Origin of the sequence: Sphingomonas sp., from assembly GCF_017304615.1 — a bacterium.
Lineage (GTDB): Bacteria > Pseudomonadota > Alphaproteobacteria > Sphingomonadales > Sphingomonadaceae > Sphingomonas.
The window spans coordinates 183,838-196,757 of sequence record NZ_JAFKLZ010000004.1; the positions used below are offsets into that span (position 1 = coordinate 183,838).

Consider the following 12,920-nt stretch of genomic DNA (forward strand, 5'->3'; position numbering starts at 1 on the left):
CGCCCGGGCGTGCTCTGCGCGCGAAAGACGCACACCCACCCATCCGCACAGCCCGGCACCGGACTGACAATCCGCTGGCCGGCAGCGCGCGATTTATCGGCGCGCCCCCTCCTGCATTCACGGAGCGGCGCGCCCGGAGAACACTAAATGACCATGCGTATGTTGATCGACGCACGCCACCGGGAAGAAACCCGCGTGGCGGTCGTCAAGGGAAACCGCATCGAGGAATTTGATTTCGAGAGTGCCGAGCGCAAGCAGCTCAAGGGGAATATCTATCTAGCCAAGGTTACGCGGGTCGAACCGTCGCTCCAGGCGGCGTTCATCGATTATGGCGGCAACCGTCACGGCTTCCTCGCCTTCTCGGAAATCCACCCCGATTACTATCAGATCCCGAAGGAGGATCGCGACGCGCTGCTTCGTGAAGAGGCCGAGCACGCCGCGGAAGAAGCCGCCCTGCGCGCCGAACTCGATGCCGAGGACGATGAGCACGAAGAAGGCGACGACGAGGATCACGACCACGATCACGAACCGTCCGAGGCGGAACTCGAACGGCTCGACGACGATGGCGCGCCCGACGAGGACGTTGCCGCGGAACATGAAAGCAAGGGGCGCAACCGCCGCCGCGGGAACGGGTCGGACGATCAGGTGGAGGCGCTGCGCCAGCGCCGCATGAATCTGCGTCGCCGCTACAAAATCCAGGACGTCATCAAGCGCCGCCAGGTGCTGCTGGTCCAGGTCGTCAAGGAAGAGCGCGGCAACAAGGGCGCGGCACTGACCACGTACCTTTCGCTCGCCGGGCGTTATTGCGTGCTGATGCCCAACACGTCGCACGGTGGCGGGATCAGCCGCAAGATTTCGAACGCGGGCGACCGCAAGCGACTCAAGTCGATCATGGCGGACCTCAAGCTGCCGCCGTCGATGGGCTGCATCGTCCGCACGGCGGGGCTCCAGCGCACCAAGGTCGAGATCAAGCGCGACTTCGACTATCTCGCCCGGTTGTGGGACGAGATCCGCGAGAAGACCCTCGCCTCCGCCGCGCCCGCGCTCGTCTATGGCGACAGCGACCTGATGAAGCGCGCGATCCGCGACATCTACAACAAGGACATCGACGAGGTGATCGTCGAAGGCGACGAAGGCTATCGCCACGCCAAGGAGTTCATGAAACTCCTGATGCCGAGCCACGCCCGCCGCGTGAAGCACTACAGCGACCCCGTGCCACTGTTCCAGCGCGCCGGCGTCGAGGATCAGCTGTCCGCGATGTACAATCCGGTCGTCCAGTTGAAGTCGGGCGGCTATCTGGTCATCAACCCGACCGAGGCGTTGGTTTCGATCGACATCAACTCGGGCCGCTCCACCCGCGAGCATAATATCGAGCAGACCGCGACCGCGACCAACCTCGAAGCCGCGCACGAAATCGCCCGCCAGCTGCGCTTGCGCGACATGGCCGGGCTGGTCGTGATCGACTTCATCGACATGGACAACAATTCGAACGTCCGCAAAGTCGAGAAGGCGATGAAGGAGGCGCTCAAGAACGATCGCGCCCGCATCCAGGTCGGCCGCATCTCCGGTTTCGGCCTGATGGAAATGAGCCGCCAGCGGCTGCGCACCGGCGTGCTTGAGGCTTCGACGCGCCAGTGCCCGCACTGCGAGGGCACGGGTCTGGTCCGCACGGCATCGTCCGCCGGCCTGTCGGCGCTGCGCCTGATCGAGGACGAGGCCGCACGCGGCCGTGGTTCGGTCCTGACGCTCCGCGCGAGCCAGGAAGCCGCGATCTACGTGCTCAACAAGAAGCGCGCCGACATTGCCGAGATCGAGGATCGCTACGGCGTCCAGGTCGTAATCCTGCCAGATGGCGAGACCGAAGGGGCGCGCATGTCGGTCGAGGCGAGCGGCCCGCCCCCCGCCTATCAGCCGAAGTTCGAGCAGGTCGTCGAGGAAGAGGAAGACGATTACGTCGAGGAAGAGATCGACGAGGTCGAGGACGAATCCGAAGACGACGACCGTCCGCAGCGCGGTGCGCCGCGCGAGCGTTCGGGTGAAGACGACGGCGAAAGCGGGCGAAAGCGCCGCCGCCGCCGTCGCGGCCGTCGCGGCCGTGGCCGTCCAGAGGGTGAGGAAGGCGCCGATGCCGTCACGCAGCAGCCCGAAGGCGACGCCGCGGATAGTGACGAAGAAGGCGATGACGCGACCGAGCGCGTAACCGCCGACGAGGAAGGCGAACCCCGCCGCCGCGGCCGCCGTCGTGGTCGACGCGGTCGGCGTGGCGAGGGCAGCGCTGATGTCGCGCCGGCCGCCGAGGAAGCCGATGCCGCCGACGCCGGCGCGGTAGTCGCGACGCACGCTAACCCCGATGTGCCGGTCGATGTCGCGCCCGACGCCGAGGAGACGGAAGCGGCGCCGAAGCGGTCGCGTCGTCGTCCCCGCGCTCGCGCCGCAGAGGAGGCCGTGACACCTGCTCCGGTCGTCGAGGCCGCGCCGGAACCGGAACCTGAAGCGCCGGCCAAGCCCAAGCGCACGCGCAAGAAAGCCGCCCCCGCCGCCGAGGAAGCCGCTCCGGCCGAAACCGTCGCTGCCGAGGAACCAGCACCCGCCAAGCCGAAGCGCACACGCAAGAAGGCCGAACCCGCCCCTGCGGCGGCGAATGACGCCGACGAAGCCGCCGCCACGCTGGCCCCCGCGGACGAGGCCGTACCGGCCGACGCTACGGCAGGAACCGACGAGAACGCCGAACCGCGCCGCGGCTGGTGGCAGCGCACGTTCGGCGCGTAAGGACCGCCACGCCCTGCGCTTCATGGCGGGTTCACTCGCCGGAGCGCAGGGCGACGGCCGCATTGATCGACACGGCGAACGGGCGGATAATCGGCGTATGAAGCGTTATTTCGCGATTTTTGCCGCGTTGATCCTGATCTGGGTGCAGCCCGCGCGCGCCCAGTCGATCCTGCGCGATGCCGAGACCGAGGCGATGTTCAAAGACATGTCGCGGCAAATGATCATCGCCGCCGGCCTGTCGCCCAACAACGTCCAGGTCGTGCTGGTCAACGACGATTCGATCAACGCCTTCGTGGTCGGCGGCCAGACCGTTTATATCCACTCGGGCCTGATCCAGGCGGCCGACAACGCCAACCAGGTGCAGGGCGTGATCGCGCACGAACTCGGCCACATCGCTGATGGGCATGTCGTGCTTGCCGACGCCGGCTACAAACCGGCGCTCGGCATCTCGCTGCTCAGCATGGTGCTCGGCATCGCCGCGGTCGCCGCCGGTGCGGGCGAAGCCGGCGCCGGTATCTTCGCGGCCGGGCAACAGGCCGCACTCGGCAAGGTGCTCGCCTTCACCCGCGTTCAGGAAGCGACCGCCGACGCGACCGGCGCCAAGTTCCTCCGCGAAGCGGGAATCAGCGGCAAAGGCATGCTGCAATTCTTCAAGAAACTGGCGAACGAGGAATATAGCTACGGCCTCGCCAACATCGATCCCTATGCGCAGACCCACCCGTTGTCGAACGAGCGCGTCGCGACGCTAACCGCCGACCTGAAGGCGTCACCGGCCTGGAACACCCCGCTAGACCCGGCACTGGAGGAGCGTTTCAAGCGCGTGAAGGCCAAGTTGGAGGGCTATGTCGCCCCCTATGCGCGCACGCTCAACGATTATCCCGAGGGCGATAATTCGATCTACGCGCGCTACGCCCGTGCCTATGCGTGGCACAAGGCCGGTTATCCCGACAAAGCCGACGCGGAAACGCTCGCGCTGATCGCGGCGCGCCCGCACGATCCCTATTTCCTCGAAATCCGCGGACAGATCCTGCTCGAGGCCGGGCGGCCCCGAGATGCGATCGCCCCGCTCAAGGAAGCGAGCGAACTGACTCGATACGACCCGCTGATCGTCACGACCTACGGCCACGCGCTGATCGCGACCGAGGATAAGAGCAACTATGCCGAAGCGGAACGCGTGCTTCGCATCGCGGTCAACAAGGACAGCGACAATCCGTTCGCCTGGTATCAGCTCGGTACCGTCTATGAACTGAAGGGCGACACCCCGCGCGCGATGCTCGCCACCGCCGAACGCGCCAGCATGACCGGTGACTTCCGCACCGCGGTGTACAGCGCGCGCGGCGCGATGGCCGGATTGCCGCCCAATTCGGCCGACTGGATCCGTGCGCAGGACATCGCGCTGACCGGCCAAAACCAACTCGACGATCAGAAGCGTAAGAAGAAATGATGCAATTCCTGTCGTCGCGCGCCGCGCTTCCCCTGGTCGCGATTGCCGCCGCCTTGCTCGGCGCGGGCGCGACGTTGCTCGTGTCGCGGCACAACGACGGCAGCCAGATTCGCGAGTATCTGTTGGCGAACCCCGAGATACTGCCGGAGGCCATGCAGCGCCTCCAGGACAAGCAGACCGGCAAGGTCATCGCCGCCAACCGCGCGGACATATTGACCCCGGTCGGCAGCGCATGGGCGGGCAACCCGAACGGCGACGTCACGGTGGTCGAGTATCTCGATTATAATTGCGGTTATTGCCGTGCGAGCCTGCCGGTCATCGACCAGTTGATCGCCGCGGAACCCAATGTGAAGGTTGTTTACCACGAGCTCCCGATCCTCAGCCCCGAAAGCCAGACGGCGGCACGCTACGCGATCGTCGCCGCGCGCCAGGGCAGGTATCGCGCGCTCCACGCCGCGCTGTACGCGGGCGGCCCGCTGACCGACGCCAGCATGGACAAGGCGCTCGTCACCGCCGGTCTGGACCCCGCCAAGGTCAAGGAAGAAGCCAAGACCGCCTCGGTCGAAGCGGCCATCAACACCAACCTGTCGCTGATGCGCCCGCTGGGCATGACGGGCACGCCGAGCTGGGTGATCGGCAACCGGGTCGTTTCGAGCGTTATGAGCCTGGAGGATATGCGCGACGCTGTGGCGGCGGCACGCGCGAAATAGCGTGACGCGCGGTTGCGCGCGGCAGCCCCCTTCCCCATCTGTGCGGTCCAAGGGGACTCCATGACCGAACCGATCCTATCCGTCCGCGGCGTATCAAAGACCTATGCCTCGGGCGTCCACGCGCTTCATTCCGTCGATCTCGACATCAACCGGGGCGAAATCTTCGCGCTGCTCGGGCCGAACGGGGCGGGCAAGACGACGCTGATCAGCATCATCTGCGGCATCGTCACGCCCTCCACCGGGACGATCACCGTCGGCGGCCAGGACGCGATCCGAAGCCCCAAGCGTGCGCGGCGGCAGATCGGACTGGTGCCCCAGGAACTCGCGACCGACATGTTCGAAACGGTCGAGGCGACGTGCCGGTTCAGCCGCGGCCTGTTCGGCTACCCGCCGCATTCCGACCATATCGACGAGGTGCTCAAGGACCTGTCGCTCTACGACAAGCGCAAGTCCAAGATCATGGAGCTGTCGGGCGGCATGAAGCGCCGCGTGCTGATCGCCAAGGCGTTAAGCCACGAACCCGACATCCTGTTCCTCGACGAGCCCACGGCGGGCGTCGACGTCGAGTTGCGCCGCGATATGTGGAAGCTGGTCCACAAGCTGCGCGAGAAGGGCACGACCATCATCCTGACGACGCACTATATCGAGGAGGCCGAGGAGATGGCCGATCGCGTCGGGGTGATTTCCGGCGGCAGGTTGCTGGTGGTCGATGAGAAGGCCGCACTGATGAAAAAGCTCGGCAAGCGCGAGCTGGACGTCGCCCTATCGGAGCCGATGGGCGCGATCCCGACCGAACTGGCCGAATGGCATCTCAGCCTCGAAAACGACGGCAAGACGCTGCGCTATGTCTTTGATGCACAGGCCGAACGCACCGGCATTCCCTCACTGCTGCGCAAGCTCGCCGACCTCAATATCGGGTTCAAGGACCTCGAAACGTCGAAGTCGAGCCTGGAGGACATCTTCGTCGATCTGGTGAAGGACGGCGGCCAGCGCGCGGAGCAAGCGGCATGAACTTCCACGGCGTCTACGCGATCTATCGCTTTGAAATGGCCCGCGCGCTGCGCACCCTGTGGCAGAGCCTGGTCACGCCCGTCATCACCACCAGCCTGTATTTCGTCGTGTTCGGCGGCGCGATCGGATCGCGGATAAACCAGGTCGGCGGCGTGGGTTACGGCAGTTTCATCGTGCCGGGTCTCATCATGCTATCACTGCTGACGCAATCGATCAGCAATGCGTCGATCGGCATCTACTTCCCCAAATTCACCGGGACGATCTTCGAGCTGCTGTCGGCGCCGATCAGCTCGATGGAGATGGTCCTCGGCTATGTCGGGGCGGCGGCGACCAAGTCGGTGATCCTCGGCCTGATCATCCTCGCGACCGCGGCAGCGTTCGTGCCGATCCCGATCGCGCACCCGATCGCGATGCTCGCGTTCCTGATCCTGACCAGCTTGGCGTTCAGCCTGTTCGGGTTCATCATTGGCGTCTGGGCGAAGGGGTTCGAGCAACTCAATTTCGTGCCGGCGTTGCTGATCACGCCGCTCACTTTCCTTGGCGGCGCGTTCTATTCGATCGACATGCTGCCCCAGCCCTGGCGCACGGTCAGCCTGTTCAACCCGGTCGTCTATCTGGTCAGCGGGTTCCGATGGAGCTTCTTCGACAAGGGCGACGTGCCGGTCGGTATCAGCCTGGCGGCGACGGCGGCTTTCCTGCTGGTGTGCCTAGGCGTGATCGCGTGGATTTTCCGCACGGGCTACCGCCTCAAGAATTAAGGGCGCGCCGGCGGCAACCCGTCGGCGCGCCCTCCCCCGTTTACTTGATGAAGCCCGGCGCGCCGAACCGGTTGAGGAAGAACGCGTAGATGTCCGCCCGTTCTTCCAGCGCCTGGTCGCGAGTCGATCCCATGCCGTGCCCGGCCTTGCCGTCGGAGCGGATCAGCACAAGATGTTGCCCCCCCCAGCGCGCGCGCATCATCGCGACCAGCTTTGCCGACATCCAGGGATCGACGCGCTTGTCGTTCAGGCCGATCGTGAACAGAAAGTCGGGCCCGCCCTTCGCGCTAGGCAAATAGAGCGTCGAGTCCTGCACCGCGAGCGCCTTGAACCCGGCTTCGGTCGTCGCATCGCCCATCTCGCCATATTGGTTGGGGCCGTTATTGGCCGCCGCCAGCCGCGTCGCGTTGACGATACCGACTCGCGTCACCGCCGCTGCGAACAGATCGGGCCGTTTCATCGCCGCCATCGGGATCAGCAGCCCGCCCGCGCTGGCCCCGAAGATGCCCAGCGTCTTCGGCGTCGCGTAGCCGAGCTTCACCAGCCGCTCGCCGCACGCGATCAGGTCGTTGTGGCTGTTGACCTTGTTCGCCTGCATCCCCGCGCGATGCCACGCTTCGCCCAGCTCCCCGCCGCCGCGGATGTGGCAATAGGCGTAAACGCCGCCGCGCTGGTTCCACACGTCCCAGGTCGGGGTGTAATAGGGTGATCCCGACACGCCATAGCTGCCATAGGCATCGATCACGGTCGGCGCCGGCCCCTTTCGTGCGCCCGAATAGACGATCGTCAACGGCACTTTCGTCCCATCGGCGCTGGTCGCCCATTCTTCAACGACCGTACGGGCCTTGGCCGACGGCGGTGTCACGTTGGCGATTCCGGTTGGTTCGGCCTTGCCTGCCGTCGCCCGGAAGAAGGCATCCGTCTGTGTATAGCCACCCGTCGCGAACAGCACCGACTTGCGGTCGGGCGTCGCCGTCAAGCCGTCGATCGACTGGCTGGCGGGCAAGGCCATCTTGACCGGCGCACCGCCGCCCTTGGGCAGGAACCACATTTCGCTCGCAGCCGACGGCAGGGTCGTCGTGACGTACAGTCCGCTCTCGGTACCGGCGATGCCGAACAGAACACGCCCGTCCGACTTCATCACCAACCGGCTTTTGGCGAGCGACGGCGCGGGATCGTTCAGGTCGATCGCGCGCAACTCACCATTCTCGTCGGTCTTGCTGGTGATGTAATAAAGCGTGTCGCCGACGATCTCGGCATTGTTCACGCGGTCGTCATAGTCGGCGATCTTGGTCCAGACGGGCTTGCCGGCGCGGACATCGGACAGCTTTCCGACCGCAAACGGTATTTCCGCGCGGGCGTTCGCCGCCATCGCCAACACCCATCGCGAGGTCGGGTCGGGGAATACGATCGGGAATTGCGCTGCGTCTACCTTGAACCCGTTGTCCGGCGCGCCCGCACCGAGCAGCGGCTTATCCTCGCTGATCGGCGTGCCCATCACGTGCAGATAGGCGACCATGCCCTTCATCTGGTCGGCCCCCGGCGTCGTAGTCGCCAGCCGCGTATAGGTCATCGTCTTGTCGTCGATCCACCCAACGCGGAACTCGCCCCAGACCGGCGCCAGCGAGTCGGCGGCCGGCTGCCCCGTCGCGACGTCATAGATGCGGATCGCGCCCGTCTCGCCGCCACCCTCGCCGATATGGATGGCGGCGTACTTACCGTCAGGCGAAACTGAAAAGCTGGAAATCGCGCGCGGCGTCTTGCCGTCGGTCCCAGCCATCGGATCGAGCAGGAGGCGATCCTTGCCGCCCTCGCGCACCATCAGCACGGGGATCTGCTTGTCCGACGCCAGCTTCAGGTAGAACATTTTGCCGCCCGCTTCCTGAACGCCGTAATAGCGGTCGGCCGCGCGGCTCAACGCCTCCATATCCTTCAGCAACGCGGCCCGCCCCGGCAAGGCTGCGAGTTCGGTCGTGGTGTGCAGGCTCGATGCGTTGACCCATTTCTCCAGGTCGGCGCGGCGATCCGCCTTTTCCATCCAGCGATAGGGATCGTCGATCTTCACGCCGAACACGGTTTCGCTGACCGGTTCCGCCTTCGGGATGTCGACGAAGTTGGTCAGTCCGTTGCCCGATACCTGCGCCAGCGCTGCCGCGGGCAGCGCGATTGCCGCCAGCCAAAGTCCCCGTTTCATTCCGATTCCCCCGTCTGCTGAGGCTTCAGGGTTAGGACAGCAGCGTTCTGGCGGGATTGGATGGATTCGTCATTGTCGGGACGAAATGATTGACCTCGATCAGTTCATCACCGGCAACACGATCTTCGACCCCGAACAGACCTTTTGCGTCGCTTTCACGAAATCGCTCGGCTTGGCGCGCATGATGTTGGGGACGAACGTCTGCGGGTTGCGGTCGATCACCGGGAACCAGCTCGACTGGATCTGCACCATGATGCGGTGGCCCGCCTTGAACACGTGATCATGGTCCTTCAGCGGCAAGTCCCAGGCAATCACCTTGCCAGGCACCAAAGGCTGCGGATTGGTGTCACTCGCCAGGAAACGGCCGCGCCGCACGTCCATCGCGATCGGCAGCTGATAGCCGTTGAGCGTCCGCGCATAGTCGCCGATCGCCCAGTTTTTCGCACTGGTGTCGACATAATTGTCGGGCAGTACGTCGATCAGCTTGACGACGAAATCGCTGTCGGTGCCGCTGGTCGACGCCATCAGCTTGGCGGCGATCTCCCCCGTGACCGTCACATCCTTGTCGAGCGGCGCGGAGACGTAGCTCAGCACGTCCGGACGTTGATCGACGAACCTTTGGTCGTCGCTTTCCCAACTACGCCAGTCGGGCGTCGCATAGGTCCGGCTCATCGGACGCATCCGGAATGGCACCGGGTTGGCCGGATCGCTGATATAGTCGCGGCACCCCTCACTCGCTGCAGGCGCGGTAAACGACAGGCTGCCATCGTCGTGCAGGTAGAGGTCGGTCGGCTTCGCGCCAGCTGGCGGCCAGGCGGCATAGGTCTTCCACACGTTCGACCCCGACTGGAACATCTTCGCGGTAAAGTCCGGCTGCGCCCCCTTGCCGTGCAGCCAATAGGCGAAGAACGGCGCCTGGATCTGCGTCTGGAACTCGGTCCCGCTTTCGGTGCCGAGCGGGATCGAGCCGAGGAAATCGCCCTTGCGCTGCCACCCCCCATGGTTCCACGGGCCGGAGACGATCTGCGCGAGCTTGTCCGGATCGTTCTTCTTCTGCTGTGCGTAGATCTGCCACGATCCCCACGGGTCTTCCTGGTCCCAGAAACCGGCGACGTTGAGCGTCGGCACGGTCGTCTTGCCCAACGATTTCTGCCAGTTCTGGTCCGTATAGAAACTGTCGTGGTTGGGGTGGTCGAGCAACTGGGTGAACAACGGCACGCTGCCCTTGAATACGCTCTTCTCGATATTCTCGACCGGGCCCATCTTCAGATACCAGTCATAGGCATCGGTCATGCCGTCGAGGCTCAAGTCCTTGTTCTGGGTCTTGTCGTTTTGCAGCGAATAGACCCATTCGGTCGCGTAGCTCAGCCGCAGCGCGCCGTTCCTGTGCAAATCGTCCGACATCCAGTAATCGACCCACGCCGCCTGCGGACTGACTGCTTTCAGCGCCGGGTGGGGCTTAGCGAGCGCGACCGCCGCGGCGAAACCGGGATAGGACACACCCCACATCCCGACCTTGCCGTTGTTGTTCGGCACGTTCTTCACTAGCCAGTCGATCGCGTCGTACGCGTCGGTCGCTTCGTTGGGGGACGTCTTGACCCCCGTCGACATGGTGAAAACGCCGTCCGATCCGAACCGCCCGCGCATCGACTGGAACACGAAGATATAGCCGTCGGCGACCAGCGGCTTCCAGCTTGCCGGCACTTGCGGCGGCAATCCGCCGGGCACGCCATAGGGGGTACGCTGGAACAGGATCGGCAGCTTCGCCTTACCCTTCGGCGCGATGATCACCGTTTCCAGCTTCGCGCCGTCCTTCATGGGGACCATGACACGGGTGAAGGTGAACTGGTCGGCCATGCTGGGAGCAGCGGCGGGCGTAGCCTGCGGCCTCGCGACGACATAGGAGATCGGCGTAAGCGCGGCGAGCGCCGCAAGCATGGTCGCAGTTTTACGCATCAGGGCTCTCCAAATCCGTCACCCCGGCCTTGTGCCGGGGTCCACCGTGCCGCGAATCCGCACGTCAATCGTTGTGCGGCACCGTGGGTGCCGGGACAAGCCCGGCATGACGGTGGAGCTTACCCGATGCGATGCTCGCCCTTTACCCACCGCACGGTGCCAGAGCTCGCGCGCATCACCACAGTGTTGGTGGTCATCTTCTTGCCCTGGCGCTTGACGCCGTCGAGCAGCGAGCCGTCGGTCACGCCCGTCGCGGCGAAGATGCAGTCGCCCTTCGCGAGTTCCGACAGATCATATTGCTTGTCGAGGTCCGCGATCCCCCACTTGCGCGCGCGGGCGCGTTCGTCGTCGTTGCGGAACAGCAGGCGGCCCTTGAACTGCCCGCCGACGCAGCGCAGCGCCGCGCAGGCCAGCACACCCTCCGGTGCACCGCCCGATCCCATATAGACGTCGATCGTCGTATCAGGGTTAGTCGTCGCGATCACGCCCGCGACGTCGCCGTCGCCGATCAGCATCACGCCGCAGCCGATCCCGCGCAGCTCCGCGATCAACGCTTCGTGGCGCGGACGATCGAGCACACACGCGATGATCTCGTTGGGCTGCACGCCCTTCGCCTTGGCGATCGCAGTGACGTTCTCGGTCGGCGACTTGTCGAGGTCGATCACGCCCGCCGGATAGCCCGGGCCGACCGCGATCTTGTCCATGTAGACGTCAGGGGCGTTGAGCAGATTGCCCTCTTCCGAAATCGCCAGCACAGCGAGGGCGTTCGGCCCCGCCTTGGCGCAGATCGTCGTGCCTTCCAGCGGATCGAGCGCGATGTCGATCTTCGGGCCGGAGCCGATCGCCGAGCCGACCTTCTCACCGATAAACAGCATCGGTGCCTCGTCGCGCTCGCCCTCGCCGATCACCACTGTGCCGTCGATCGCGAGGTCGTTGAGCGCGGCGCGCATCGCTTCCACAGCGGCGGCGTCGGCGGCCTTTTCGTCGCCCCGCCCGATCAGCGTCGATGCGCCGATCGCCGCGGCTTCGGTGACGCGCACCATTTCGAGCACGAGGACGCGGTCGAGCACCTTGCTGGCGGTGGTCATGTTGTCGGGAATCCTCTCAGATGATCTGTTGGCGCGGGCGATAGGCGGGAGAGGTTACGAAGTCGAGACTAAGCAACCAGCCTCGTCACCCCGGCCTTGGGCCGGGGTCCCGCTAAACTTACTCCACGAAAAAGCGGGACCCCGGGTCGAGCCCGGGGTGACAAAGGGTGATGACTATTGCCCCACATCCTTCGGCGCCTTGATCTCGAAGACGTACGGCCAGTTCTTCCCCGTGACGAACAAGCGCCGCTTCCTTGCGTCCCAGGCGATGCCGTTGGCGACGTCGTTTTCCGCGGTGTTGCCGACCTGGCGGTGGAGTTCGGCGACGTCGATCCAACCGATTACGTGCCCATCCTTCGGGTCGATCCGCGCGATGCGATCGGTCAGCCAGACGTTCGCCAATATCTCGCCATCGACATATTCGATCTCGTTGAGATTGATCAGCGGCTGGCCGTCGTGCGTGACGGTCAGTGTGCGGCGGACGGTAAAGGTCGCCGGGTCGATGAAGCGCAGCACCGGTGTACCATCGGACATGATCAGGCTGGCGCCATCGCTGGTCAGCGCCCATCCCTCGCCGTCATATTTGAACTCGCCGATCTTCTTCAGCCGGTCCTTCGACCAGCGGAACCCGACGCCGTTCTTCCACGTCAGGCTGAGGATCTGGTTGCCCCACGGGGCGATGCCCTCGCCATAGAGCGGAGGGTTGACCGCGACGCGCATCAGCACCTTGCCGGTCAACAGATCGACCTTGCGGATGCCCGACTTGCCGACCGTGCCGGTCGATTCCCACAGCTTCCCGTTCTCGTAGAACAGCCCCTCGGTATAGGCCTGCGGATCGTGCGGATAGGTCGCGACGACCTGTGCCTTCGCGACCGGCAGCGTCGAGGCGTCGAGCACCGGAATGTCCTGCGCGACCGCCGGGCCGGCGAGGAAAGCGAGTGCAAAGGCTACGCGTTTGAAGTTCACCGCTTCACTCCTACTCCGTCATTC

9 protein-coding genes are annotated in these 12,920 nt (G+C 65.0%); 5 read left to right on the plus strand and 4 right to left on the minus strand.

Annotation, left to right across the window (positions count from 1 at the left end; genetic code table 11):
- Positions 1-159 precede the first annotated feature (159 nt).
- From J0J06_RS15725 to J0J06_RS15745, 5 genes are all read left to right on the plus strand, one after another.
- Complete coding sequence (locus tag J0J06_RS15725) at positions 160-2,769, plus strand: ribonuclease E/G (RefSeq protein ID WP_294043750.1); 2,610 nt, start codon at positions 160-162, stop codon at positions 2,767-2,769.
- Between the two features lie 97 nt (positions 2,770-2,866).
- Entirely contained in the window at positions 2,867-4,213 is a 1,347-nt protein-coding gene (locus J0J06_RS15730; protein WP_294043651.1) for a M48 family metalloprotease, read from the plus strand.
- A complete protein-coding gene (locus tag J0J06_RS15735; RefSeq protein ID WP_294043652.1) occupies positions 4,210-4,923 on the plus strand; it encodes a DsbA family protein in 714 nt (237 codons plus the stop codon). Before J0J06_RS15730 ends, J0J06_RS15735 begins: the two co-directional genes overlap by 4 nt.
- Positions 4,924-4,983: 60 nt before the next feature.
- On the plus strand, positions 4,984-5,934 hold the full coding sequence (locus tag J0J06_RS15740) for an ABC transporter ATP-binding protein (protein ID WP_294043653.1): 951 nt from the start codon (positions 4,984-4,986) through the stop codon (positions 5,932-5,934).
- On the plus strand, positions 5,931-6,692 hold the full coding sequence (locus tag J0J06_RS15745) for an ABC transporter permease (RefSeq protein WP_294043654.1): 762 nt from the start codon (positions 5,931-5,933) through the stop codon (positions 6,690-6,692). Before J0J06_RS15740 ends, J0J06_RS15745 begins: the two co-directional genes overlap by 4 nt.
- A 40-nt stretch (positions 6,693-6,732) precedes the next feature.
- On the opposite strand, the gene J0J06_RS15750 is transcribed toward J0J06_RS15745, so the two are convergent.
- From J0J06_RS15750 to J0J06_RS15765, 4 genes are all read right to left on the minus strand, one after another.
- The gene (locus J0J06_RS15750) at positions 6,733-8,886 is read right to left on the minus strand and encodes a prolyl oligopeptidase family serine peptidase (RefSeq protein ID WP_294043655.1); all 2,154 of its coding nucleotides are present in this window, start codon (positions 8,884-8,886) and stop codon (positions 6,733-6,735) included.
- Positions 8,887-8,985: 99 nt separating this feature from the next.
- Positions 8,986-10,842: a CocE/NonD family hydrolase gene (locus J0J06_RS15755; RefSeq protein WP_294043656.1), complete on the minus strand. Its 1,857-nt coding sequence runs from the start codon at positions 10,840-10,842 to the stop codon at positions 8,986-8,988.
- 119 nt (positions 10,843-10,961) lie between these two features.
- Positions 10,962-11,930 carry a class II fructose-bisphosphatase gene (gene glpX / locus J0J06_RS15760; protein WP_294043657.1) on the minus strand — a complete coding sequence of 323 codons (969 nt, stop codon included), beginning with the start codon at positions 11,928-11,930 and terminating at the stop codon, positions 10,962-10,964.
- A 174-nt stretch (positions 11,931-12,104) separates the two neighbouring features.
- Positions 12,105-12,896, minus strand: a complete 792-nt coding sequence (locus J0J06_RS15765) for a glutaminyl-peptide cyclotransferase (RefSeq protein WP_294043658.1) — start codon at positions 12,894-12,896, stop codon at positions 12,105-12,107.
- Positions 12,897-12,920: the final 24 nt, after the last annotated feature.